25 protein-coding genes are annotated in these 25,343 nt (G+C 51.0%); 13 read left to right on the top strand and 12 right to left on the bottom strand.

The annotated features are described in order from the left end of the window. Positions 1 to 249 precede the first annotated feature (249 nt). The 5 genes from V7P87_RS09525 to V7P87_RS09505 form a co-directional block, all read right to left on the bottom strand. The gene (locus V7P87_RS09525; RefSeq protein WP_333797229.1) at positions 250 to 672 is read right to left on the bottom strand and encodes a DUF3010 family protein; all 423 of its coding nucleotides are present in this window, start codon (positions 670 to 672) and stop codon (positions 250 to 252) included. Positions 673 to 773: 101 nt separating this feature from the next. Then, complete coding sequence (locus V7P87_RS09520) at positions 774 to 920, bottom strand: hypothetical protein (RefSeq protein WP_296298284.1); 147 nt, start codon at positions 918 to 920, stop codon at positions 774 to 776. A gap of 48 nt (positions 921 to 968) precedes the next feature. After that, positions 969 to 1,466, bottom strand: a complete 498-nt coding sequence (locus tag V7P87_RS09515; protein ID WP_333797228.1) for a hypothetical protein — start codon at positions 1,464 to 1,466, stop codon at positions 969 to 971. Between the two features lie 109 nt (positions 1,467 to 1,575). Then, entirely contained in the window at positions 1,576 to 2,484 is a 909-nt protein-coding gene (locus V7P87_RS09510; RefSeq protein ID WP_333797227.1) for a LysR substrate-binding domain-containing protein, read from the bottom strand. Between the two features lie 181 nt (positions 2,485 to 2,665). Continuing rightward, entirely contained in the window at positions 2,666 to 3,298 is a 633-nt protein-coding gene (locus tag V7P87_RS09505; RefSeq protein ID WP_333797226.1) for a class II aldolase/adducin family protein, read from the bottom strand. A 161-nt stretch (positions 3,299 to 3,459) separates the two neighbouring features. Here V7P87_RS09505 and V7P87_RS09500 point away from each other — a divergent pair, with 161 nt between their 5' ends. The 9 genes from V7P87_RS09500 to V7P87_RS09460 all read left to right on the top strand — a co-directional run bounded on the left by V7P87_RS09500 (position 3,460) and on the right by V7P87_RS09460 (position 17,394). Further along, positions 3,460 to 4,611, top strand: coding sequence for a methionine aminotransferase (locus tag V7P87_RS09500; protein WP_333797225.1), 1,152 nt, complete (start codon positions 3,460 to 3,462; stop codon positions 4,609 to 4,611). Then, positions 4,593 to 5,384, top strand: coding sequence for an amidohydrolase (locus V7P87_RS09495; protein ID WP_333797224.1), 792 nt, complete (start codon positions 4,593 to 4,595; stop codon positions 5,382 to 5,384). Before V7P87_RS09500 ends, V7P87_RS09495 begins: the two co-directional genes overlap by 19 nt. A gap of 150 nt (positions 5,385 to 5,534) precedes the next feature. Next, the gene (locus V7P87_RS09490) at positions 5,535 to 6,716 is read left to right on the top strand and encodes an MFS transporter (RefSeq protein ID WP_333797223.1); all 1,182 of its coding nucleotides are present in this window, start codon (positions 5,535 to 5,537) and stop codon (positions 6,714 to 6,716) included. A gap of 145 nt (positions 6,717 to 6,861) precedes the next feature. Continuing rightward, positions 6,862 to 7,308: a cytidine deaminase gene (locus V7P87_RS09485; RefSeq protein ID WP_260658229.1), complete on the top strand. Its 447-nt coding sequence runs from the start codon at positions 6,862 to 6,864 to the stop codon at positions 7,306 to 7,308. Between the two features lie 11 nt (positions 7,309 to 7,319). Further along, complete coding sequence (gene deoA, locus V7P87_RS09480) at positions 7,320 to 8,636, top strand: thymidine phosphorylase (protein ID WP_333797222.1); 1,317 nt, start codon at positions 7,320 to 7,322, stop codon at positions 8,634 to 8,636. A 70-nt stretch (positions 8,637 to 8,706) separates the two neighbouring features. Beyond that, positions 8,707 to 9,180, top strand: coding sequence for a methyltransferase family protein (locus tag V7P87_RS09475; RefSeq protein ID WP_333797221.1), 474 nt, complete (start codon positions 8,707 to 8,709; stop codon positions 9,178 to 9,180). Between the two features lie 133 nt (positions 9,181 to 9,313). Further along, on the top strand, positions 9,314 to 9,832 hold the full coding sequence (locus V7P87_RS09470; protein WP_333797220.1) for a GNAT family N-acetyltransferase: 519 nt from the start codon (positions 9,314 to 9,316) through the stop codon (positions 9,830 to 9,832). Between the two features lie 208 nt (positions 9,833 to 10,040). Beyond that, positions 10,041 to 10,622: a phage tail protein gene (locus V7P87_RS09465; RefSeq protein WP_333797219.1), complete on the top strand. Its 582-nt coding sequence runs from the start codon at positions 10,041 to 10,043 to the stop codon at positions 10,620 to 10,622. Positions 10,623 to 10,704: 82 nt separating this feature from the next. After that, the gene (locus V7P87_RS09460; protein WP_333797218.1) at positions 10,705 to 17,394 is read left to right on the top strand and encodes a fibronectin type III domain-containing protein; all 6,690 of its coding nucleotides are present in this window, start codon (positions 10,705 to 10,707) and stop codon (positions 17,392 to 17,394) included. A 61-nt stretch (positions 17,395 to 17,455) separates the two neighbouring features. On the opposite strand, the gene V7P87_RS09455 is transcribed toward V7P87_RS09460, so the two are convergent. Continuing rightward, positions 17,456 to 18,016 (bottom strand): hypothetical protein, encoded by a 561-nt coding sequence (locus V7P87_RS09455; RefSeq protein ID WP_333797217.1) that lies wholly within the window; start codon positions 18,014 to 18,016, stop codon positions 17,456 to 17,458. Between the two features lie 169 nt (positions 18,017 to 18,185). On the opposite strand from V7P87_RS09455, the gene V7P87_RS09450 reads away from it, so the two are divergent. The 3 genes from V7P87_RS09450 to V7P87_RS09440 are packed head-to-tail and all read left to right on the top strand — an operon-like array spanning position 18,186 to position 21,275. After that, positions 18,186 to 18,638: a BlaI/MecI/CopY family transcriptional regulator gene (locus V7P87_RS09450; protein ID WP_333797216.1), complete on the top strand. Its 453-nt coding sequence runs from the start codon at positions 18,186 to 18,188 to the stop codon at positions 18,636 to 18,638. Continuing rightward, the gene (locus tag V7P87_RS09445; protein ID WP_333797215.1) at positions 18,632 to 20,029 is read left to right on the top strand and encodes a peptidoglycan DD-metalloendopeptidase family protein; all 1,398 of its coding nucleotides are present in this window, start codon (positions 18,632 to 18,634) and stop codon (positions 20,027 to 20,029) included. Before V7P87_RS09450 ends, V7P87_RS09445 begins: the two co-directional genes overlap by 7 nt. Positions 20,030 to 20,078: 49 nt before the next feature. Next, positions 20,079 to 21,275: a serine hydrolase domain-containing protein gene (locus V7P87_RS09440; RefSeq protein ID WP_333797214.1), complete on the top strand. Its 1,197-nt coding sequence runs from the start codon at positions 20,079 to 20,081 to the stop codon at positions 21,273 to 21,275. 23 nt (positions 21,276 to 21,298) lie between these two features. Here the strand turns inward: V7P87_RS09440 and V7P87_RS09435 are convergent, their stop codons facing one another. Genes V7P87_RS09435 through V7P87_RS09425 form a run of 3 tightly spaced genes read right to left on the bottom strand, consistent with a single transcriptional unit; the run spans position 21,299 to position 22,414 of the window. Continuing rightward, positions 21,299 to 21,601 (bottom strand): hypothetical protein, encoded by a 303-nt coding sequence (locus V7P87_RS09435; RefSeq protein ID WP_333797213.1) that lies wholly within the window; start codon positions 21,599 to 21,601, stop codon positions 21,299 to 21,301. A gap of 2 nt (positions 21,602 to 21,603) precedes the next feature. Next, entirely contained in the window at positions 21,604 to 22,143 is a 540-nt protein-coding gene (locus tag V7P87_RS09430) for a hypothetical protein (protein ID WP_333797212.1), read from the bottom strand. A gap of 22 nt (positions 22,144 to 22,165) precedes the next feature. Then, positions 22,166 to 22,414: a hypothetical protein gene (locus V7P87_RS09425; protein WP_333797211.1), complete on the bottom strand. Its 249-nt coding sequence runs from the start codon at positions 22,412 to 22,414 to the stop codon at positions 22,166 to 22,168. A 193-nt stretch (positions 22,415 to 22,607) separates the two neighbouring features. Here V7P87_RS09425 and V7P87_RS09420 point away from each other — a divergent pair, with 193 nt between their 5' ends. Beyond that, positions 22,608 to 23,072, top strand: a complete 465-nt coding sequence (locus V7P87_RS09420; protein ID WP_333797210.1) for a DUF4920 domain-containing protein — start codon at positions 22,608 to 22,610, stop codon at positions 23,070 to 23,072. Positions 23,073 to 23,100: 28 nt separating this feature from the next. On the opposite strand, the gene V7P87_RS09415 is transcribed toward V7P87_RS09420, so the two are convergent. From V7P87_RS09415 to V7P87_RS09405, 3 genes are all read right to left on the bottom strand, one after another. After that, complete coding sequence (locus V7P87_RS09415; protein ID WP_333797209.1) at positions 23,101 to 23,646, bottom strand: hydrolase; 546 nt, start codon at positions 23,644 to 23,646, stop codon at positions 23,101 to 23,103. Between the two features lie 89 nt (positions 23,647 to 23,735). Next, the gene (locus tag V7P87_RS09410) at positions 23,736 to 24,590 is read right to left on the bottom strand and encodes a PA4780 family RIO1-like protein kinase (protein ID WP_333797208.1); all 855 of its coding nucleotides are present in this window, start codon (positions 24,588 to 24,590) and stop codon (positions 23,736 to 23,738) included. 105 nt (positions 24,591 to 24,695) lie between these two features. Further along, the gene (locus V7P87_RS09405) at positions 24,696 to 25,340 is read right to left on the bottom strand and encodes a thiol:disulfide interchange protein DsbA/DsbL (protein ID WP_333797207.1); all 645 of its coding nucleotides are present in this window, start codon (positions 25,338 to 25,340) and stop codon (positions 24,696 to 24,698) included. Positions 25,341 to 25,343 lie beyond the last annotated feature (3 nt).

Genomic DNA, 25,343 nt, shown 5'->3' with positions numbered 1-25,343 from the left:
CAATACAAAAGAACCCCGCTCCGTGAGCGGGGTTTTTTGTATTTAGGCTCCGGCGGTTTACTGCGCGTAGAGTAGTACAGTGACGCTGGGGTTTCGAAACGCAAACAGTTTTGCGTTTCGCTGGCTGAGCAATCCCGAGCTCCGCGAGGGATATCAAGGCTCCCAATCAAGCCATTAACCCCACCAATCCGCTTCTTAAAAGCATAAAAAAATCCCCGCATGAGCAGGGACTTTTATAAGCACAAACTATTAATAAATAAGATAGGCGTAAGCGGTAATAAAGGCGCTTTCCTGGAAGGCTTTAAGGCCTGTATCTCTGAAATCAACAGGAACAGGGTGTCTGGTCAGTTTGTCTTTAATGGCTGCATTGGTACAAATGACAGTATCTACTGTTGGGATCAACTGCAATGCAGCTTCAATTTTAAAACCAACGGCTGAACCGGAAAACTTGCCTTTTTGTGGTCTTTCACGCACCAAAAACTTGCTGATTTTATAATCTTCCGCCAGTTTGGCCATACTGAACTGAAACTTGCGCATCTGCTCAGTATCCTGATCGTTTAGCAGCGGGAAACGCACCTGACGGCAATCGGGCAACACCATCAGGCCGTTATCCATTTCCATCAAACACAAAATTATTTCACTGCCTTTAATTTCAACGCCACATACCCGCATGTTCTTTACCCGCCATTTTGCAAAAGGCCGTTATTATGCCATGTAAAAGGCTAAAGGTAGCAGTAACATCATGTAGCTGTGTTGATTAATCGACATTTGGCTTACAGATTTTCGTCATGTGGATCCCACTGGCTGACGGCTAAGTGCTGATAAAACTGCCACTGCTCTGTTATGCCTTGCCAACAATGCCAGAAGAACAGCTGTAAGTTACTGGTCTGGCTTGGAAAAATGCTGTGATAACTTTTCATCTGCCTCTCCTGCAATAACGGGGGCTATACCGGCACCCCAAAGTTTGATTAGTCGGTGTTGCTATCAGCCAGGGAAGCTGCCAGTAAAGGCGCGTCCGGATGCAGCGCCTTGACCAGCTTGCCGAGGTTGTGCTGGCTGACTGCATTGGCGTTAATCAGGTATGCACGCTGAAAATCTGTCAGGGCGCCAAGATGGTCGCCACTGAGTGCCTTGGCCACCCCCCTGTTGCTATAGGCATAAGAGCGCAGCTGCCGCTGCATGCCTACAGGGCGGTCGCCAGCTTGCCGCACCAGCATGACGGCCTGATGACAAGCCCGCATTGCCTCGGCAGTTTGGCCTTGTTGGCTGTAAGCCACACAGAGCCTGGTTTGCCGGATATAGGGATCTGTTGTTGCTGCGCTGGCAGCCGGCTGGGTTTTGCTCTGTGCTGTTGCTGTCTCTTCCGTCATCAGCACCATTTGATAACTTTGACTGCCAGCCTGACTGGCAAAACTGGCCAACAACAAAGAGGTGGCCAGTAAACAGCGTGATTGAATCAGTTTCATGGTTTTGCTCCTGGTTGGTACACAACAAAGCTGCTGCCTGTTGTATCGCCAACTCTAGGGGCCGGGATGTCGGCTGACAAACGAGAAAATTGCAGCTGACAGCTGAAGTTCATTCATCTGTACCACTGTTGTTGCATTTGGCAAAACCTGCCAATATCCAGTCGATTAATAACTGGATCTCCGGTTTTTGCTGGTGTTGCTCATGTTGCACCAGATAATAATGGTCCCGGGTGTGCAGTTCCTCGTCAAACAACCGCACCAGAGTGCCGCTGTCAAACCAGCTCTGGCTGATAGGCAAAGGGATCAGCGCAATACCCAAGCCTTGCTGCGCCGCTCTGGCCACGCTGAACATGCTGTCGAGCTGGATAATTTGTCTGGGTCTGAAGTCGTCATAACCGGCCTGATCGGCCCATTGATGCCAGCACCAGGGCCTGGCCTGATGCACGATCAGCGGCACAGTTTCCAGCAGCGGCAAATCGGCAGGTTCCCCTTGCAGGCGCTGAAACAGCTCCGGGCTGCAAGCTGGCACATAACTGATTGCAAACAATTGATAAGCTGTTTTATCTGTGGGTTTGCTGCTGGCCAGCACTATCTGCAGATCTGTGTGACGACTCGGATCCTGACGTGATTTCACCGTTTCCAGCCGTAAATTTACTTGTGGATACTGAGTTGACCAACCAACCAATCTGGGGACAAAAAATTCGCTGGCAAAAAATTCCGGCAGTGTGATGCTAACCACCTGCTCTCTTTTGCTCTGACAGAACTCCGCAACAGTGGCCGACAATGTATGTAACACAGGGTGAATGGCCTGGTAAAAACGCCGGCCTTCGGCTGTTAATATCACGGCTCTGGTCTGGCGTTCAAACAGGCTAAAACCCAGGCTTTCTTCCAGTTGTTTGATTTGATGACTGACAGCCGAAGGGGTCAGATACAGCTGACTGGCGGTTTCTTTAAAACTTAAACATTCAGCGGCCACGCAAAAACAGCGTAAACCTCGCAGTGGGGTATGAACGGCCATGTGGCAACAGCTCCATGCTCAGAGATATCAGGCATAAAGCAATTGTTGTTCCGGTGTTTAATGTATTGAAAAATAACTATAATTTCTGTGTGATTATGTCTGATTGCCTTTAGCTGGCGCAATTCTGCACCAAAAAAGCGCGCTGTTTGTTTAACACATTAAAAAGTTGAATGTGTTGTGGTTACAGCTGTCCGGACACTTTAAAGCGCTCCAGTTCACAACTGAATAAAAACTCCCAGGCTTCCAGCTGCTGTTTGGCCTGTTCCAGGCTGTCGGCCCAAATATAAAGACCCTGACCACGCAGCAAAAATCCGGAGCTGAGCTCGTGCCGGCGATTCTGTAACTGCTGCGCCAGTTGTGCCCAGCACAGGTTGCTGTCCAGAATGGCCAGGTTCAGGCCGCTATCCTGTTGTGCCTGCGGCCGGATCCGTTGCTGAATGTCATAACCACAAAACAGATATTGGTCGGCTTTAATCAGTTTGGAAAACACTGTTGCCTCGACCGACTGGGTATGCAGCACCACTTTGGCATTGCTGAAGTGCTGGTAAATAACAGTATGAAGCAAAGTGCCGGGGGCAAGCGTTGGGCTGAGTTTGGTGTCGCTCTGGTGCCAGTTCAGCAAAGCCAAATCATGCGGGCTGAGTTCAGCTTTGTCTTTGTATTGTGGAGTAGCCAGCGCACTGTGTTCATTCAAACGGACAGAATAATGACCAGTGCCGGCCGGTGCCCATTGTTTGGCGCTGATCCAGCGGGCCAAAGCGCAAAGTTGAATGGCATATGGATTGAGTTGATTGCTGCTGGCTAGTTGATTCATCTTTATGTTTAGACGTCTAGGTGTTGAAATGTCTTAAATGGTAGCATTGCCGGCAGCCCGAGGCCAAGCCGTTTTTTGCCGCAGCGACAGACAATTGGCCGGCAAAAATGCTAGCATCAGCTTGTTCTGCAGCGCTGCAACATGAGGTCACAAGGAGTTTTATGGATTTGCGCAGTAAGTTGCCCTGGGTGGGCACTACTATTTTCACCCAGATGTCTCAGTTAGCTTTAGAGCAGCAAGCTATTAATTTGTCTCAGGGTTTTCCGGATTTTCCGGCGCCGGAAGCCTTATTGCAACAGTTAAATCAACAGGTATTGGCCGGTAAAAACCAATATGCGCCAATGGCAGGTGTGATGGAGTTACGCCAGCAAATTGCGCGGCTCACTGAGCATTGTTATGGCCGTATGGTCAATGCCGATACCGAAGTTACTATTACCTCTGGTGCCACTGAAGCGCTGTTTGTTGCCATTCAGGCGGTGGTGCGGCCCGGTGATGAAGTGCTGGTGTTTGATCCCGCTTATGACAGTTATCAGCCAGCTGTTGAACTGGCCGGTGGTAAAACTGTACATATTCAGTTAACGGCGCCGGATTATCGGATTGACTGGCCTGCGGTGCACCGCCGAGTCAGTGACCAAACCAAACTGATTATCGTCAATAGCCCACACAATCCAACCGGCATGGTATTTAGTCAGCAAGACTGGCAGGCCTTAGCAGAACTGGTGCAGCAGCATGGCCTGTTTTGTATCAGTGACGAAGTATATGAGCATATGGTATTTGATGGGGCACCACAGCTCAGTGCACACCAGCAGGCCGCGCTGCAGGATCGTAGTTTTGTCGTCAGCTCTTTTGGCAAAACCTTCCATGTCACCGGCTGGAAACTCGGTTATTGTGTGGCACCACCGGCATTAACCACAGAATTTCGTAAAATTCATCAATATGTGACTTTTTCCAGTTTTACCCCGGCGCAATATGCCATTGCCAGCATCTTAGAAGCGTCACCTGAGCTGGTCACAGGCCTGGCGGGTTTTTATCAGCAAAAACGCGACAGCTTTGTAGCTTTACTCAGCCAGAGCCAGTTTAAGTTATTGCCTTGTGCCGGCACTTATTTTCAGCTGGCTGACTACAGCGCCATCAGTGATCTTGATGACGTGGCTTTTTGCCACTGGCTGGCAACAGATGTTGGCGTGGCAGCCATTCCTTTGTCAGTATTTTCCCGCCAGGAGCAGGACAGTAAAATTGTTCGTTTTTGTTTTGCCAAACAGGATGCAACCTTACAACAAGCAGCGGAGCGGTTATGCCGGTTAAGCCGATAACAAAACAGCTGAAAGTGGCGCTCATTCAGTCTGAGCTGGTGTGGCAGGACGCAGCGGCCAACAGAGCCTATTTTGCGGAGCAATTGAGCAAACTCAGAGAGGTTGATCTGGTGCTGCTGCCGGAAACCTTTAACAGTGGTTTTTCGATGCAAAGCAACCTGATTGCCGAAGAGATGACAGGGCCAACAGTACAGTGGCTGCAGCAACAGGCGATGTTTTATCAGTGGGCCATTTGTGGTTCTGTGGCGATAAAAACCGCCGAAGGGGTGCACAACAGATTGTTGTTTGTACACCCGGACGGGTCGATTGAGTATTACGATAAAAAACACCTGTTCCGGATGGCAAACGAACATCAGCATTATGTGGCGGGTGCCTGTCGCAAAGTAGTGCAATACAAAGGGTTTCGTTTGATGCTGCAGGTTTGTTATGACCTGCGTTTTCCGGTGTTTGCCCGCAACAGGGGCGATTATGATGTGCTGATCTATGTCGCCAACTGGCCACAGGCGCGCCGTGAGATCTGGCGTACGCTGCTGGCTGCCCGTGCTATTGAAAATCAGGCTTATGTGCTGGGCTGTAACAGAGTGGGTCAGGACGACAATGGTTTTGATTACAGCGGTGATTCGCTGGTGCTGGATTATCTGGGGCAACCACAGGCTGAGCTAAAGCCACATCAGGCAGGCGTGTTGTTGGCTAACCTGGATTTAGTGCAATTGCAGGACTTCCGGCAGAAATTTCCGGCCATGCTGGACGCCGACGATTTTAGCCTGCTGTGATGGCAGGCTCACTTGTCTACAAGCATGGCCTGCCGCTCGCCTGAAAACAGGCGCTGCATTCGTATGCGTGCAAAAACGCTGCGCTAAAGCGCTTACAACAACATGATCTGCTTTATAATCACGGTTTTCCAGTCAGCGGATCCTGAGCAGATGCCCAGACTTCACCCCACAGCTTTGATCTTCAGCGGATTTTTTCTGCTGGGTTTATTAATTATTTTGTGGGGCGTATTGCTGCCGGATTTAAACCGCGAGCTTGGCATGAGCGCAGCACAAAGTGGCTGGTTTTTTCTGGTGATGGCCCTTGGCACTGTGTCCGGCGCTTATCTGGGGGGCAAATATGTGCAGAAGTTTCATTTTCTGCCGTTATTCGCCATTTTAGCGCTGACTGAAACAGTGATACTGCTGGCCATTTCACTGGCACATCAGGCCTGGCATTTGTTATTGGGCATTTTTTTCTTTGGGCTGTTCTGCTCTGTGATGTTCACCATTGGTCATACCTTAATAGCCCGTCTGCACGCCAATAAAAGAGCCAAAATGATGGGGTTGATGGACTTTATGTTTAGCCTTGGCACCCTTGCGGCACCTTTTCTGGTGGTGGTGATGTACTGGTGGTTGCCAGACTGGCGCTGGCCTTTGCGGCTGCTGGCCTTGTTGTTAGTGATGCTGGCGGTGTATGCGGTATGGATAGGGCGCAGGGTAGAAGCAGACCAGGCCGCTGAGCCTGCGCCAAGGCATAGTTTGTCGTATAAAGCGGTATTAAAACAGCCGGTGTTTGTCGCTTTGGCTTTGGCGATGTTTGGTTATGGTGCTGTGGAATGGGGCAATGGCAACTGGTTTGTCAGTTATGCCAGTTCCGCCCTGATGTATCCAACTGAACAGGCCAGATTAATTTTTGCCTGGTTTACCGGTGGAATGGTGCTAAGCCGCCTGGGTTTTGCTTATCTGATCCCCTATCTTGGCGCCACGTCTTTGCTGCGGTTACTCGTGCTGGTGATGTTGGCTGGCGCTCTGGTATTAAAACTGGCCGATAGCAGCTGGGTTTTGTCGGCAGGTAATCTGTTACTGGGGCTTGGCCTTGGTGGTGTTTATCCGCTGCTACTGGCAACAGCAATGGATCTGGCACCGCAGCAGGGCCCGGTGTTATCGGGCTTATCGAATATCGGCGGTTCGCTTGGCTGCCAGCTGGCAGGCCTTGGCACCGGGCTTTGGGCCAACGCGGCCGGTATTGGCACTGCATTCTGGATGTTACCACTGGTGGCTTTATGGTTGTTTGCTGCTGTCTGGTTGTTCAGTCAGCGCGCCCGTGCTGCACAGGCTGCCGCCAGCATTTAGCCATCCGGCAGTATGGTTGTTGCTACTTTGTAGCTAAAAACAACAATCTGTGAGTAATTTCGGCAAATTTGCGAAAACCACTCTTGATTCCGCGCAAAAATCGGTGCATAACAGGCTGCCCTAACAAACCTGAGATTTTCAGTTGATGAAAACATCTGTGGATTGGGCTTTACTGCAACAACAAGCCCGCGCTGCCTCTGAGCAAGCATACGCCCCTTACAGCCACTTTCCGGTGGGTGTGGCCATTCTGGCGCAAAGCGGCAAAATTTATACCGGTTGTAACGTTGAAAACGCCTCTTACGGCGGTACTACTTGTGCTGAACGTAATGCCATTGCTGCTGCTGTTGTGGCGGGTGAGCGTCAGTTTCAGGCTTTAGTGGTCTATACACCCCAGGAAAAACTGACCCCTCCTTGTGGTATTTGCCGTCAGGTGATTGCCGAATTTTTTACCCCACAAAGCCCTATTGCCAGTTGTAATCATCTGGGCCAAATCCAGCAGTGGACTTTAGGTGAGTTATTACCCAGTGCTTTTACTCCCTTATATTTAGCGGAAAGCACTAAAGTTGACACCAGCGCAGCTGCCAAATCTTAACGGAGTTCAACGTGTATTTACCGCAGGAAATTATCAAATTAAAACGAGATGGCGGCCAGTTACCTCAGGCGGCCATAGAGCAGTTTGTCAAAGGTATTACCGACAACAGTTTCAGCGAAGGCCAGACAGCAGCCCTTGCCATGGCGATTTATTTAAATGGCATGGTTACCGAAGAAACTGTGGCCTTAACCCGTGCCATGCGCGACTCAGGCGCTGTATTAAACTGGGCCGGTAAACTAAATGGTCCTGTGGTGGATAAACATTCCACCGGTGGTGTTGGCGACAAAGTCAGTTTAATGCTGGCGCCGATGATAGCGGCTTGTGGCGCTTATGTGCCGATGATTGCCGGCCGTGGTTTAGGCCATACCGGCGGTACTGTGGATAAACTGGAAACTATTCCTGGTTATAGCTGCACTCAGCCACTGGCGAAAATTCAGGCAGAAGTGGCACGGTTAGGTTGTGTGATCGTTGGCCAAAGTGCTGAACTCGCGCCGGCCGACCGTCGTTTGTATCTTATTCGTGATGTCACCGCCACAGTGGAGTCTATTCCGCTGATCACAGCTTCTATTTTGTCGAAAAAGCTGGCGGCAGGGCTGGATGTGCTGACGATGGACGTCAAAATTGGCTCGGGCGCCATTATGAAAAACGTGGCGGATGCGTCAGCGCTAGCCACCAGCATAGTGAACACTGCCAAAGGCGCCGGTGTAAAAACTCAGGCGCTGCTGACAGATATGAACGAATGTTTGGGCGCGACCGCGGGCAACGTATTGGAAGTATTGGAAACGCTGGATTATTTAACCGGCAAATACCGCGAGCCAAGACTACATCAGGTGACTTTAGAGCTGGGTGCCAGCATGTTACAACTGGCTGGTTTACAACCTGATAAAGCCAGTGCCATCAAAGCACTGGAACACAGCTTAACGTCAGGCAAAGCGGCGGAAATATTTGCCCAGATGGTTGCGGCTATGGGCGGTCCTGTGGATCTGATGGAAAAACCACAGCAATACCTGGCGGCAGCGCCAGTGGTGCAGGATATTCTGGCGCCTCAGGATGGCTTCCTGGCAGCTAGTGACACTGTCGCTGTCGGGATGGCTGTGGTGCGTTTAGGGGGAGGCCGCGCCCATCCGTCCCAACAAATAGACCCAGCCGTTGGTTTTAGTGATGTGCTTGCCCTTGGCAGCAAAGTTGTCAAAGGTGATCTGCTGGCGCGGGTACATGCTGCTTCAAAAGAAGCGGCTGATAAAGCCTGCAGTGAATATCTGGCGGCTTTAACTTTCAGTGAAAGCGCTCCGTTGCTGCACCCGATAGTGCATAAAGTGATTGATTAGGCTGGCACTTTTTTAAGAACGCTGATAAAACAGGCAAAGGATTGCCTGTTTTTGCAAGATGGAGTTTCTGATGTCCCGCCTTGAGTTGAAAATTCCCCCGCTGTTACTGGTGTTGATTTTTGCCGGCCTGATGTTTGCTGCGCGCCATCTGCTGCCGTTGTGGCAAGTTATTCCGCCGGAACTGTGGTGGTGGCGAGCGGGGTTGGCCGGCCTTTGGGCTCTGGCCGGTGTGATGGTGGCGCTGCTTGGCGTTGTTACTTTTCGCCGTGCAAAAACCACAGTGAACCCGTTAACACCGCAAGCTGCCAGCGACCTGGTGCAAAACGGCATCTTCCGTTACAGCCGTAACCCTATGTATCTGGGCATGTTGCTGGTGCTGGTGGCCTGGGCTTTGTGGCTGGCGGATATCAGTGCTTTTGTGCCTTTGCCGTTTTTTGTCTGGTATCTGAATCAGTTTCAGATTCAACCGGAAGAGCGGGCGCTCACCGCCTTATTTGGCGCAGCGTTTTTGCAATATCAGCAAAAAGTCCGGCGGTGGTTGTAGCGGGGCCGAGTGCCTTTTTAAACATAAGTCTCTGATACACATCCATATTGAAAAGCAGTTGCCTGGCAACTGGTCAGCTTTGGCCCGGCCGTGCTTTTCAGTTAGATTGGCCGGCAAATAAAAAGGAACATCCATGTTGTTGTGGCCAGATAAATCAGCCTCTTTGTTATCAATCCGGCCAGCGCAGTCTGGTGATGATCATTTTTTTCAGCAGCTGTTTGCCGCCACTCACAGTTATTTTACAAACAGCGGTTTGCCAGAGCCTTTGGCGCAGCAGCTGTTGCAGCAGCAGTATCAGTTGCAACAACAGAGTTATCAGCACCAATCACCCAGTCCTCAAATCTATTTGATTTTGTTGCAGCAACAACCTGTTGGCCGGCTGATTATGGCGCGCCATCCGGATTATTTGCATATCACTGATCTGGCGTTGTTGCCCGCTTATTGTGGGCAGGGGCTTGGCAGTGAGTTGATGACAGCCTTGCAACAATATACCCAACAGCAGCAGTTAGGGCTGCAACTGCTGGTGGAGCAACAAAATGATGGTGCTTTGCAGTTTTATCTGCGCCATGGTTTTCTGCGGCAAAGTAAAAACGGTAACCATTTGCAACTATGCTGGCCATCAATTTTTGTTTCTGATTTGGTTGCAGGTTGATGTTTTGCTGGATATCGCCTAGCTTTGAAGGGTTTCTTCTTTGGATCAACAACTTGAATATTATTATGGCAACCATGCTTGCCATAACGGCATAACCTCAGAACAGACCCGCATGGGATAAATTGCACATCACCATTTTAAGCGGACATTGTTTTGTATAAGGATTTGTACACCCTAACCATGAAAAAACCAACTAAGGAGAGTTTAAATGTCTGATCCGTTTTTAGGTGAAATCCGCATGTTTGCCGGTAATTATGCCCCACAAGGCTGGGCTTTGTGTCAGGGGCAACTATTGGCAATTTCCACTAACAGTGCACTGTTCTCTATCCTCGGCACAACCTATGGCGGCAACGGTACCACAACCTTTGGCTTGCCGGACCTGCAAAGCCGTTCTCCCGTGGGCATAGGGACCGGAGCGGGTTTAAGTAATATCGCTCTGGGGCAGGTTGCCGGCGTTGAGAACGTGAATATTACCGTCGGACAATTGCCTCAGTTAACACTGCCTGTCACTGGGACTGCGTCCGTTGCCATTCCTGTGAATACCACAGCAGGCACCAGCAAGACACCTTCAGCAACCTCCGTTTTATCAACAACCAATGACACTTCAGTGGGGGCAGAAGTTGATATTTATAGCGCAGCTCCGGGGACTGCAACATTGGCTCCCTTTAGTGCCACAGTGACCGGAAATGCTGGCTTGCAGGGCGGTGGGGCTCCGGTGCAAATACGTAATCCCTATCTGGGGATGAATTTTATTATTGCACTTGAAGGCATTTATCCTTCGCGTAATTAGTTCAATTGGCCGCACAAGGACGTGTAGTGTTTCAAAGCGTGTCAGAGAAACACGCGCAAATGCATTTAAGAGAGGAAATTCCATGTCATGGTTTAGTCGACAAAGTCAAAACTTTTTAACAGTCGCTGTAAAGCGACAGGCTGAGATCACGAAGATTTATTCGATGGTCATTGTGATGATCATGACAATTTTCTTTCAGTCGGCATATGCCGCACCAGCAGCGTCAGGTACTTTGACCTTTACTGGTCAGACAAGTGGTTTTCTCTCTGGTAACACCTCAACCGCGACCCAGACTACAGCGGGGCTGGCAACACTCTCCGGATTTAGTTTTAGTTCATATGATCTTGATGACAGTGCTGATGGCACCGCAACAGTTCGTGTCCAGTGGACCAATGACGTGGTAGTAGTCAATGATTCATCTGGTTATTTTAATTCGGCACGTATCATCGGGCTTACGGCCAGTACCGCAACGCGGGAGATGGATTACATAGAGATTACGGCTGAGGATGGTTACATTGCCGATTTCTTGTCAATGGATGTAGCCGTTACGGCGATATCGTCTTCGGGCGATACAGTCACCACCACGGTGACAGGCTATGATGAGAACGGAAATACCGTTACTTCTACCCAGGCTTCGATGGTCGTAGGCAGTGCGCTGGGAACATTTACCTCTAACCGTTTCAATTTAAGTGGGTTTGTTGGTGTTGCCAAAATACGTGTTGATGTAAGTTCGGATGTGCAACACATTCAGGTGGATAATTTATCCTGGGTCAACGCGCGTATACCCGACACTACACCACCTACCGTCACCAGTGTCAGTGTGCCTTCGAACGCAACTTATATCACCGGGCAATCATTGAGTTTTACCGTTAACACCAGTGAAAACGTGATCGTTAATACTGGTGGTGGCACTCCCCGAATCGCATTGACCATTGGTGCCACTACTAAATATGCAACTTATGTGTCTGGCTCTGGCAGCTCGGCACTTGTCTTTAATTACACCGTTGAAAGTGGTTTGGTTGATTTTGATGGTATTACCGTGGGGGCACTCGGTTTGAACGGCGGTACCCTGAAGGATGCTGCTAATAATGACATGACACTGACCCTAAATTCAGTTGGATCCACCACCAGTGTTCTAATTGACAGCATCGCGCCGACAGTTTCTTCAGTGACGGCCAGCACAGCGAACGGCACCTACAAACTGGGTGATACCATCAGCATCCAGATAAACTTCAGTGAAACCGCATTGGTTACCGGCACACCGCAACTTATGTTGGAAACCGGCGCGGTTGATCGGGCGATTAATTACGCGAGCGGCTCTGGCTCTTCCAGTTTGACCTTTAGCTACACCATCCAATCAGGCGACACTTCCAGCGACCTGGATTATGTTGCCACCAATTCTCTCACGCTAAATGGCGGCACCATCCGTGATGCTGCTGGCAATAATGCGACCTTAACCTTGGCATCGCCTGGGGCTGCTAATTCGCTCGGCGCAAATAAGAGCCTGGTTGTAGATGGTGTTATGCCATCAGTGACCAGTACGGCGCCCGTAGGTGGCGCTTTAGCAACTGATGTTAGCGTTGATTTCATCGTCCATTTCAGTGAATCGGTAAGTAACATTTCCACCGATGACTTTGCGCTGGGTACAACCGGTACCGCGAGCGGCACTATCACCAATGTGTCAGCAAGTTCAGGTTCGAGCGTGACAGTAACGGTGAGTGGCATTACCGGCAACGGCACTATCAAACTCAACCTGAATGCATCGACCAATATTAGCGATGCGGCAGGTAACTCAGGCCCAGCGGCTTATACCAGTGGGACCACCCACACGGTTGCGATTCCAACGGCGCCGGATGCTCCCACTATTGGCGCAGCAACACCAAGTGATGGTCAGGTATCCGTTGCATTTACCGCGCCCGTTAACAACGGCGGTTCAGCGATTACGGGTTATACAGTCACCTCAAACCCGGGCGGATTTATCGGCGGTGGTAACGGTTTTACCACATCGCCTATTACAGTCACCGGTCTCACCAATGGTACTGCTTATACCTTTACTGTGACTGCAACCAATGCCGTAGGCACCAGTGCGGCATCAGGAGCGTCCAACTCAGCGACGCCAAAAGCCAATCAAACCATTACCTTTGCTAATCCAGGCGCACAAAACTTTGGTAGCACACCCACGCTGAGTGCGACGGCAACTTCAGGCTTAACCGTGAGTTTTAGCTCATCCACAACCGGCGTTTGTACCATTACCTCAGGTGGAGCCCTGGCCTTTGTGACTGCAGGCAGCTGCACTATAGATGCAGATCAGGCCGGTGATGCAGCCACCAATGCGGCTGCTACCGTAAGCCGTACTTTCACTGTGAATGCGGTAGTGCCGGGTGCGCCAAGTATTGGAACTGCAACAGCAGGTAACACCCAGGCATCGGTCACCTTTACTGCACCTGCCAGCACAGGCGGCGCTGCTATTACCGGTTATACCGTGACGTCCAATCCAGGTGGATTTACCGGAACAGGCGCGGGCTCACCTATTACTGTCACTGGTTTAACCAACGGTGTGGCTTATAGCTTTACCGTCACAGCTACCAACTCGGCGGGTACAGGTGCGGCTTCTGCAGCGTCCAACTCTGTGACTCCTGCATCACCACAAACTATTACCTTTGCCAACCCCGGAGCACAGACTTACGGTACGTCGCCGACACTGACTGCGACATCCGATTCCGGTTTGACGCCGACATTTAGCTCCTCAACTACCGGAGTTTGTACAATTACCAGTGGCGGCCTGTTGACCTTTGTAACTGCAGGGACCTGTACTATTAATGCCGATCAGGCAGGCGATTCATCTTATTTGCCTGCAGCCCAGGTGAGTCGTTCTTTCACTGTGAATCCTTCAGTGCCCGGTGCTCCAACCATAGGAACTGCTGTGGCTGGTGACACTCAGGCCAGTGTTGCTTTTACCGCGCCAGTGAATACCGGCGGCACCAGTATTACCGGTTATACCGTGACTGTGAGTCCGCCAGATGTGGCGCCGGTCAATGGCGCTGCTTCGCCTATAGTGATAAACGGTTTAACCAATGGTCAGGCTTATACCTTCACGGTAACGGCTGATAATGCCGCAGGTACCAGCCCTTCGTCAGGTGCATCCAATTCAATTACACCTGCTGCAACCCAGACTATTACCTTTAATAATCCTGGTCCGCAAAATTTTGGTACCAGCCCAACCCTGAGTGCAACCTCAGATTCAGGCTTAACTCCCACTTTTACGTCCTCCACGCCTGGTGTTTGTACTATTACCAGCCTGGGTGCTCTGACTTTTGTCAGCGCCGGCACCTGTACTATTAATGCCGATCAGGCTGGTAACAGCAGTTACCTCGCTGCAACTCAGGTTAGTCGTAGTTTTACTGTAAATGCCGTGGTGCCTGGCGCGCCTGTGATTGGCAGTGCAACGGCCGGCAATGCAGAGGCAACGGTAAACTTTAGTGCTCCGGCATCCAATGGCGGCAGCAGCATTACCGGTTATACCGTGACCGCAAGCCCTGGTGGCATCAGCAGAGCCGCTACAGCGTCGCCTTTTGTGTTTACTGGTTTAACCAATGGCACCGGCTACAGCTTTACCGTTACAGCAACCAATTCGGCAGGTACAGGCGCAGCATCTGCTGCCTCTAATACGGTGACGCCTATAGCGCCAAATCAGGCTCCCATTATCACCCAGGGCGCTTCGACCACCGTGAATATCAGTGAAGACGGCACCCCGAATGCTTTTGCATTAACCTTGACGGCAACTGATGCCGACAATGACCCGCTGAGCTGGAGCATCAGCAGTGCTGCAACCCGGGGTACAGCCAGCGTCAGCGCAGGTGTGGTCAGTTACACGCCAGAAGCAAATTACCATGGCAACGACAGTTTTACTGTTGAGGTCAGTGACGGTGAGGCCAGCGACAGTATTATTGTTAATGTGCTGATAGCAGCGGTAAACGATGCGCCAAGTATCAGCGGTACCCCTGTCACCAGCCTGGACCAGGACACGCCATATAGTTTTACGCCAACGGCTTCGGATATCGATACTGGTGACACTCTGACCTTCAGTATCGACAACAAACCAGGCTGGGCCAGCTTTAATACGGCAACAGGCGCTTTAACCGGCACTCCGGCAGGCACAGATGCAGGTAAAACTTTGGGCATAGTGATAAGCGTCAGTGATGGCACGGCCAGTGCTGCTTTGCCGGCTTTTGATCTGGAAGTGATTGCCACTGTTGATCCGTTACAACCGATAGTGACAGCGCCCGACACTTTAGTGCTCAACGCCACAGGCTTATTTACGGCTGTGACTATGCGGCAACTGCTTGGACTGCCGGCCAATGCCAGCCAGACCGAGCTTGATGCTGCGCTGAAAAAACTGGCCAAAGACGGCGTGTCGGGCAATGACTGCTGCACTGTGACTGTTACGGGCCTAACCAGGGATGGAACAATTTTGTTGCCACCAGGCCGCCATGACCTCATCTGGAAAGCTACCAATGCGGTGGGTGTCAGTGGTGAAGCCAAACAACAACTGGATATTCAGCCACTGGTGTCATTGAGCAAATCACAAGTTGCCATCCGTGGCAGTGAAGTAAGTTTCCGTGTGCTGTTAAATGGGCCGGCGCCACAGTACCCGCTGAGTGTGCCTTATGTTGTTGATACCATTGAAACTACTGCCACTGCAGCTGAACATAATCTGGTGAATGGGATTGCAACATTCACTCAGCCGGGTCAGCTGGAAGTGGACATTCCGGTGACTCTGGCGGCAGTCACCGGGTTTAATGACAGCCAACTGGTGATTGGGCTGGGTGAAGGGCTGAACGTCGGCGCAGCCAATAAACATAGTATTGATATCCGCAGTGGTAATGTTCCGCCTGTGGTGAACCTGAGCCTGACACAGGGTGGTGTCAATACCAGTCTGGTTACACCCAGCGGCGGGCCTGTGGTGGTCACAGCACGGGTGACAGATGCCAATAACGGTGATACCCACAGTTACGATTGGTCAGCAACCAATGGATTAGCAGACACAGACGGTAATGCGACCGATGCCGGCAGAACTTTTAGTGCTGAAGGTTTAACCGGCAGTCATCAGGTACAGCTGACGGTGACAGATTCAGCCGGTGCCAGTGTGCGGGCTTCGATTTATTTCCGTGTTATCGCTAACTTGCCGGTGTTAAATCCCAACACTGACACAGATGGTGATGGTAAGAATGACGAGCAGGAAGGGACAGGGGATAGCGACGATAACGGTATTCCGGATTATCTGGACAATATGCCATCAACCAATATTCTGCCGCAGCAATTAGTCACCACCAATGCCTACCTGATTGAATGTGATCCGGGAGTTCGTTGTGGTCTGGGCTTATTTGCCCGCAGCAGTAATTCGGGTGGTGTGCAATTGTTGGATAACGAGATTGGCACTTTGAACGATTTAGTCGTTGATCCGGCGTTTGAGCCTGTTGGTGGCGTGTTTGATTTTGCTATCCGCGATTTGCCAACTCCTGGTCAGTCGGTGCGGGTGGTGATCCCACAAAGAGCAGCCATTCCGGCCAATGCGGTTTATCGCAAATTCCAGCGTGGTCGCTGGGTGACTTTTGCCGAAGATGCCAATAATGCGTTGCATTCTGCGGCCGGTAATCCGGGTTATTGCCCACCACCGGGTTCCGCTGACTGGACGCCCGGCTTGACTGCCGGCCATCTGTGTGTGCAACTGACCATAGAGGACGGTGGTGCCAATGATGATGATGGTCTGGTGAACTCTGCTGTGGTCGATCCAGGTGGGGTGTCGGTCTACTTTAATACTGCGCCTGTGGCTGTCAATGACAGCGCCAACACCGACGATCGTACAGCTATTACTATCAATGTACTGGCCAACGATCAGGACGTCGACAAAGATGTATTAACAGTGATCAGTGCCACTGCCCAGCAAGGTTCAGTGCGTATTGAGGCTGACAACCAGCTGAGATACACACCAAAAGCCGGTTTTAGCGGCACCGATCAGCTCAGTTACCGGATCCGTGACAGCAAAGGTGGTGAAGCCAGCGCTATAGTGATGGTCACAGTGAAGGCCTATCAGGATGTGGTGGTAGAAAATAAATCTTCTGGTGGTAGTAGCGGTGGCTGGATGCTGCTGGGGCTGGCGGCTTTCGGTGGCTGGCGCCGCCGTGCCGGCTTGTTTGCGTTGTTATTTGCCCTGCTGACAACAACCCAGGCGGCAGCTGCAGATGTTTATATGCAGCTGGGCGCAGGCCAGAGTGAAGCCGGCTCACGGCAATTTTACCTGCCGCAAGGCAGTTTGGTCCATACTGACAACACCGACACTGGTTATCAGCTGGTGGCGGGTTATCGTCTGCTTGATAACCTGGCTGTTGAGCTTGGTTACCAAAAGCTGGGTGAAGGCAGTGCCACTATTTCAGGTTCTGTGCTGGATGCGGCCAAATTCCAGCAGTTGGTGGCCCAGGCCACACCGGTATTAGGTGATGGCGCGTCTGCCGCTGTACGCTGGCAATTCTGGCAGCTGAATGACTGGCAGTTTGAATTGCCGCTTGGTGTGATCCGCTGGCAAGCCGATCTGAGCAGTAAGATGGCAACTAGCACTTTAACGCAGGAGTTGGATGGCACCGACTGGTTCTCTGGACTTACGCTGAATTATCAGATAAGTCCAGCCTGGCAGACTGGTATCAGTTACCAGCGTGTGTTGCTGGAGCCGGCAGGGGTAAACCAGTATCTGATACATCTGCGGTATCAGTTCTGAGCAAAATAAAACGGCGACTTTGGTCGCCGTTTTTTATTCACGTAAGCAGATGCGGTAGTTCTCAGGCTTTTTGTGCTGTGGGGGTTGTTTCTGTTGGTGTTGTATTGTGACAAGACTGCAATAAGGACTGCAAATGAGCCCCCAAATCCTGCTGTGCAACAGCGCTGCTGGCGCTTACCATCTGTTTTAAAGTTTGTAGTGCCTGCTCCAGCCCTTGCTGGTCAATTAAGGTTTTGGCATAAGCTGCCGCAGCAGCGCCTTTTTCAAGGGTGCTGGCCAGCTGTTCAAAGCTAAAATCCTGCTGTAACAGTTGTTCTAAGTTGGCTAATAACTGCGCCACTTTAGCCGATTCTGCCAGGGCGCCTTCGACACTAATCAGTTTGCCCAGCGGATCTGCGGTGAGTTTTCCGGCCACGCAGGCTGCCACTGAGCCAGCTTCTGCTGAAGCCACTACTGCATCCAGCCCTTGCTCGCGGATTTGCGTGACTGCGGCTGCTAATTGTTGATCCTTAGCAAGCCAGGCTTGTTCGGCCAGTTGTTTAGGGTCGGCAGAAAAATAACCACAGCTGGTCAGAAAAAAAGACAACAACACAGGCAGGGTATAACGAGAGGTAACAGACATAACAACTCCTGAAAATAAACGGATGCCAGTCAGGCTGGCTGCTATGTCATCAAGATGGGGTTTTGTCACTGTCGCTTCAAGATACAGGCAAAAAAGTTGTGCACTTGGTAAAGCGCAGCCACAACAGACTGTGATGGAAGGATAAAAACTGCGACAGGAGTCGCAGTTTTTGCTTGCCACTCTGCGACATTTGTCGCACTATGACGCTATTATTGTTTTTACACCGGGTCCACTGATGCAACAACCAACGGCGCCAGAGCTGGAAATTCTGAAACTGTTATGGTCAAAACAACCGCTGACAGCCCGTGAGCTGCATGACGAGCTGGCGCCCGTGCTGGGCTGGGGTTATTCCTCCACCCGCAAAACACTGGAGCGTATGACCGAAAAAGGGCTGGTTAGTTTTGAAAGTCAGGGTCATAAAAACAGTTACAGCGCGCTGGCAGATAAAGTCAGTACGCTGGCGGCTTTTGCTCAGGATTTTGCCAGCCGTATTTTTGAGTTAAAAGGGCCTTTGCCCGTTGCTATGTTTGCCGACAGTCAGCTGGTCAATGCCACCGAAATGGCTGAACTGGAAATGCTGCTCACCAAGCTGGCAGCAGATCAGGCGGGCAACAAATGCTGATCTTGCTACAACTTGGTGTTTTTGTGCTCTGGAGCTATTTGCTCTGGTGTGGGCTGCAAATTTTCTGGCGAACCAAACCTGCACTGGCACAGTGGCCGGCTGGCTATTGGTTGGCACTATTTTGTTGCACCTTGCCGTTATGGCCACCATTACAATGGCAACAAGAGTGGGTGATCCCGGTCGCTTTATTACAGCCTGTGGCTGAAACCACAGCTTATTGGACGGCGCAGGTGATGCACCCCAGTGTGATGCCACAGTTGCACTGGTCAGAATTGCTGGTGGTATTGTTGTCCGGCATCTGGTTCACAGGTTTTTGCTGGCACTTACGGCAGCTCAGACAACAATGGCAACAACTGCAGTTGTTCACTGAGCAGGCGGCAGCTGTCACAGCCAGTGATATATTGCAGGGGATCTGCCCATCGGCTATTGCAGCAATAAAACCTCAGTTGTTGCAGTTGCAGCTCAAACAACAACAGGGGACAGGTTCACCTTTTGTGTTTGGTTTTTTCCGCTTGTCGCTGCTGCTGCCCGCCAATTTTGCCGATTTTCCGGCCGCTGAACGTTTGTTGTTATTACAACATGAGCTGTGTCATGTGCGCCGCCACGACCCACAACAATTGTTGTGCTGGCGGCTGTTGGCCGCTTTGTGCTGGTTTAATCCGGTGGTGGCCAGACTGGAAGCCGCTTTTGTAAGGGCGATGGAACTGACTGTTGATCGCCAGGTGCTGGCGCAGCAGCCTGAACTGGCACTGAGTTATGGCAAAGCAATGCTGACTAGTCTGAAGTATCAGCAATATGCCAACCAGATCAGTGCCGGTTTTACCCGGCACAAAGTGGATGAACAATTTTATCAGCAGCGGTTAACTCAGCTGTTTCAACCTGTGGTGCTGTGGCCGTTGCGCCGGCTGGCGGCGCTGATCATGGCAGTATTGCTTGGCATGCTCTGTTGTTATCTGCTGTTCAGTCAGTTGTGGTGGCGGCAAACGGTGCCAGAGCAGTGGCAATGGCCGTTACAGCGGGTAGAGGTGAACTCAGAGTTTGGCGTGAAAAGTGCCATCCGCCAATACCGACCGCATACTGGGCTGGATTTAGCCGGGCATGCCGGTGACGAAGTACGCGCCGTAGCGCCGGCAACAGTGTTAATTGCCGATAACAGCAGCCTGCACCCCAATCTGGGTTTGGTGGTGTTGCTGGATCATGGTGCAGGCTACCAAAGCTTATACGCACATTTGCAACAGGTGAACGTCAAGCCAGGTGACAGAGTGATGGCTGGTACAGCCATAGCCGCAGTGGGCAGCAGTGGCAGAGCGACAGGACCACATCTGCATTTTGAATTATTGCTGCAGGGGGTGCAGCAGGATCCAATGTTGTATTTACCGGCTTTACCCTAAACAGGCGTCGCGCCTTTGAGCGATGAAGTATTATTTTCCGGAGTTTGGCATGTTGTTAAAAAAATCGCGCTTGCGCAAAGTGTTGCTGATACTGGCGCTATTGAGTGCGGCTGTGCCGGCCGCGCCTTTATCAGAAGCAGAGTTGTTAAACAGCTTTGAGCAGCAGTTCAGGGAAAAACTGCAAAAGGCCAAAGTGCCGGGCGGTGCTTATGCCATAGTGCAGGGCGACCGCATTCTGAAGCTGGGGCACTATGGTGTGCGATCTGTGGGCGAGCGTGCCACAGTTAATGCTGATACCGTATTTCGTCTGGCGTCAGTATCAAAAACTTTTGCCGGTGTCAGTCTGGTGCAGGCACAGCAGGCGCAGCAACTGGAACTACAACAGGCCTTATCCAAATACGTGCCTGAGCTGCGGCTCAGAACACCAGAGTTGACACAAAGCCTGACTTTGGAACAAGTGTTGTCCCATAGCAGTGGTTTTTGGGCCCATGCGTTTGAAGACTTAATAGAAGCCGATCAAACGCCGGCGCAAATCCTGCCACGCCTGAAAGAGCTCAGCCCGGTTTGTCCGCTGGGGCGTTGTTACAGTTATCAGAATGTGTTTTTTGGTTTGCTCGGCAATGCGCTGGAGCGGGCCACAGGCCAAAAATACGACCAGTTATTAAACCAGCGTTTATTTCAGCCCCTGGGTATGCAAACCGCCTCTGTGGGTCTGGCGCCGCTGTTGGCGTCGCGCAACAAAGCCATGCCGCATGAACGGGGTGGCAAAGGCTGGCGGCAGGTGAAACCCAAAGCCAATTTTTACCGGGTCAGCGCTGCTGCAGGGGTGAATGCCAGTGCGCGGGATCTGGCCATTTATTTACAGGCCATGCTGGGGCAAAGACCTGATGTGTTGCCACCACAGGTTCTGAGCCAGTTGCAACAGCCGTTAACCCGGATGCCGGGTAAACCGCGCTGGCCGGTATGGCAACAGTTTAAACAAGTCAGTGCCTGGTATGGCCGGGGCTGGCGGATGGTGCAATATGATAACGAAAAGTTGTATTACCATGCCGGTGTGGTTGATGGTTACCGGCCTTATATCGCCTATTCACCACAAAGTGGCTATGGGCTGGTGCTGCTCACGAACGCCGAAGCAGATGTGATAGGGCCTCTGGCGGGTTGGTTCTGGCAGCAGGTGCTAACTACACCACAACAGCTCAGGCTGGCACAACAGGCACAAACAAAAGGCCGTCGTAGTGGTGGTTGAGCAAAGATAAAAATAAAACCCCGTCAGCTGACTGACGGGGTTTTACGACCTAAGTGTACTCTGGCCCTGGCCAGCGCTTCCTGTTCATAATCTTCCATATACTGCGCTACATCGTTACGCCAGTGTTCCTCTTCATCCTTATTTGCACTGTTTTGTCTGGCATCCAATTGATCTTTTCGCACCAGTAAATCGTGTGCTCTTTGTTGCAGCTCAACGGCCACTTCGGCATAAATCTGCGGTTCTTTGGCCAACTGCTGCAATTTTAAATGCAGATGTAAAGCCAGGATCAATAAACAGCAGGTGAATAAAATCAGCAAAAAAGCCATGGTTATGCTCCTGCTGCAATGAGCCGGCGTTTGCGGATTTCAGCAAACCAGAAGTACAGAATAACCGGCAACATGAAGGTATTCATAGTGGCAATCAGTAACTGGTAAGCAGTTGCAAAGAAATTACTTTGCAACGTGGCTCTGTCAATAAAATCAATGGCCTGAATCAGGCTCATTACAATGAAAGACATCGAAACCACCAAGGACAGTTGGGTCGCCCTTAAATTTTGCACCTTATGCAGGTAATAAATAAGCCAGATGCAAAATACATCACAGAGGATCCAACTGCCATACCAAACGAACTTGGTATACAGCTCTGGGCCTGACGCCAGATCATACAATACAGGCGTGAGCACTCTTGAACTTATCCAGCTCAGATAAATAACAAAAATTGAAATCGTGATTGAGTTGAGTTTACGCTCATACAGCAAAGCGGCCACAAGCAATGATAGATAGCCAAAAGCCCCATAGTTCGCCATATCAACGAATATGTCGGAGCCAGGGGTAATGTTTTCTAGCAACTCGTAAAAATTACTGTTCATTATGATGGCCTATTCAAAACTTTCACTGTGGCGGTCTAATGCCATGCCCCTGACCTACACCTAAAGTTTCTGACTCCGGTGGATTAACAGTATCGGTCTCTGAAGTAGCCTGCAACGCCAAAGCTTCCGCACTTAAAGTCACGGTATCTGCAGTGCTGCTGGCTGTGCTTTGGGTGGTGCTGCTCGTGCTGGTTGAACTGGTCGTATTGCTGGTGGTGCCACTATAAAGTGCATATTGGTTTTGCAGGTTATTAATGCCGCTGGTGTTCATCAGAATATCTCCCTACCTTGTTTGTTCACTGTTGTTGTCGTACTTGCGGTACCAAAGTTATAGTGGAACTTCCGTATTAGAATTTCACTACGGCGCAGCGGTAAAAGGCTGACAAAAATATGATATTGCTGTGATATCTCACTGAGAATACAGAAGTTCGTATGCCAGCTCGCAAAACACCCCTGGAGGGATGATGATCAACAAATGGAAATTTTTTGTGGTACCGGCATTGTTCTGCGGCCAATTGCTGGCCGCTTCGCTGCAGTTTGGTGGTGTTGTAGATAAAACCTTAGTCAACGACATCCGCAAGGTAGCGGCAGCGCCAGAGCAGTTTTTGGGTAAAACCATCACTTTGCAAAGCCAGATTGTCAGTGTGTGTCAGAAAAAAGGCTGTTGGATGCAGCTGGCGGTGACGTCCGATAGCACCCTGAAAATTAAGGTTCGCGACGGTGATATGGTGTTTCCGGTTAGTGCCCGTGGCAAACAAGCGCTGGCCATGGGGCAGCTGGTTAAAATTGAACAGGATTTAGCATCAAGCCGCGAACAGCTGGCGGCAGAAGCCAGGGCGCAGGGCAAAAAGTTTGACCCTGCAACTGTCACCCAGCCACTGATCAGCTGGCAACTGGTGCCAACAGCTGTGGAAATTTTGGCCGAATAAAGTCCGCGACCAGGGCTGCGGTGGCCGTTTAGCGGATCCAGCCCTGATTCAGCCTTCTGAATTCGTCGCTGCCTGCTTTATCCAGCCATTCAAAAGCCAGCATTTCCAGACTGATAATACTGGCGCCGGCCCGCTGCAACCGGGCAAGTGCCAGCTGTTTGTTCTCCTCGGTGCGCGAGCCCACGGCGCAGGCCAGCACAAACACCTGAAATCCGGCCTCTAATAAATCCAGTGCGGTTTGCAGCACACATACATGGCTTTCAGTGCCGAGTAATACAATTTGCCGGCGTTGCTGAAGGCGAATGGCCTGTGCAATATCAGCTTCACGCCAAGCGCTAAAATGAATTTTGCTGAATATATGGGCCGGCACCAGCAGCTGGCGCAAATCAGGCACTGTTAGCCCTAAACCTTGTGGATATTGTTCAGTGGCCAATACCGGCACCTGTAGTTGCTGCGCCACCTGCAGCGCCCAAAGGGCGGCGTGCTGTACCTTTGAAGATTGAAAAATGGCCGGTGCCAGCTTTTGCTGAATATCAATCAGCATTACCAGACTTTGTTCCCGTTCCAGTCGCATATCAGCCCCCCGTCGTTGTAGTCACTTGCCGGATTGCAGATGTGGATCAGGTTACTACTTTGAGAACACTGCGGGCTGCAATATGGCGATCAGTCTTCGTTGTGCTGCTGCTGGCGCAGCTGTCGTTCCTGCATCTGGGCAAAAGCGGCTTTGATTTCTTCTAACACTGCGTCTACATCTGCTGCCGCTGTCGGGTCCTGATATTGGCCTGTTAATTCAGCTTCAGGGTCAAAATCTCCGGCCTGATACAAAGCCCGGATCTCCGCAGCGTATCTGGTTTGTAACAGCTCCGGCGCAAACTGCCCGTAATATTGCGTCATGTTGTTAATATCACGCTCAAGCATCCACAGTGCGTTATTATTGGCGGCGGCATCCACAGCCTGCGGTAAATCGATAATCACAGGGCCATAACAGTCGACCAGCACGTTAAACTCAGATAAATCACCGTGCACCAGACCTACACCAAGCATCCGCATAATGTAACGCATCATAATAGCGTGATCTTCAATCGCCTGTTCTGCCGACATCGACACATCATTGAGCCGGGGAGCTACATCACCGTCGGCGTCTGTCACCAGTCCCATCAACAATACACCGTCAAAACAGCCATAAGGTTCAGGTACCCGCACCCCGGCGTCGGCTAATTTTGCCAGGGCTGATACTTCGGCTTGCTGCCAGCTTTGTTCCTGTTGTTCCCGGCCATAACGTGAGCCTTTTTCCATAGCTCTGGCCCGGCGTGAGCTGCGTACTTTACGGCCTTCCTGATACTGTACTGCTTGCTTAAAACTGCGTTGGCTGGCGTCTTTGTATACTTTGGCGCAGCGGATTTGGTCGCCACAACGCACGACAAACACAGCCGCCTCTTTGCCGCTCATCAGTGGCCGCAGAACTTCATCAACCAGGCCTTCGTCAACCAATGGCTGGATTCTTTTGGGTATTTTCATGTTGCCGTTATACCTTAGTTTGCCATGCCTTGGAATGAATGATTGTGGCTGCGTTCTTCAGACAAAAAAAAGCCCGGCATTTGCCGGGCTCAGATCACAAATTTGTTAGTCTTTTTTCGCCAGCAGGTAGGTCACCAGCTGTTGCAGTTCCTGCTCAAAATTGTCCGGATCCAACTTGTCGAATTTCAGCTTATATTTGCCGTTCACCAGCAGCATGGGCACACCTGTGAGTACCCGGTTTTCCGACCAGTGGTTTTGGGCAGATTTCATCGCGTCGGCACCAGTCACAACTGGCATGCTGTTGATTTTGGCGTCAAATACTTTGCCGTCAAAATCATTAACCACGAGCAGGTTGCGAATGTCAGCTTCTGAGCTAAATGACGCCCTTTTCTGGTGGATATAATCAAAAATCATTGCGGCAACTTTTTCGCCCTGACCGGCAGATTTCCCTACCAGATAAGCACGGGCTAACGCGTTTTGTACGTCAGGGGCTGCAGCTTGCACAAAATCTACATGCACTTTTTCCAGTGTTACACCTGTTGGCAGCTGGCTGGCCAGTTTGTTGGCAACAGGTTCAAAGCGGAAACAATGGCCACAATAAAATGAAAAAAACTCTTTGACTTCAGGTTTGGCGGTGGCTTTTTCGGCCACAACTTCATAGTGGGTGCCTGCGACAAACTCTGTCGCCTGAGCGGTCAAGGTCAGGCTGAACAGTGCAACTGCACTGAGTAAAATACGGCGAAACATCATCAA

Source organism: Rheinheimera sp., assembly GCF_036782235.1.
Classification (GTDB): domain Bacteria; phylum Pseudomonadota; class Gammaproteobacteria; order Enterobacterales; family Alteromonadaceae; genus Pararheinheimera.
The sequence above is the reverse complement of the archived record's forward strand: the minus strand, read 5'-3'. Positions and strand labels throughout refer to the sequence as shown.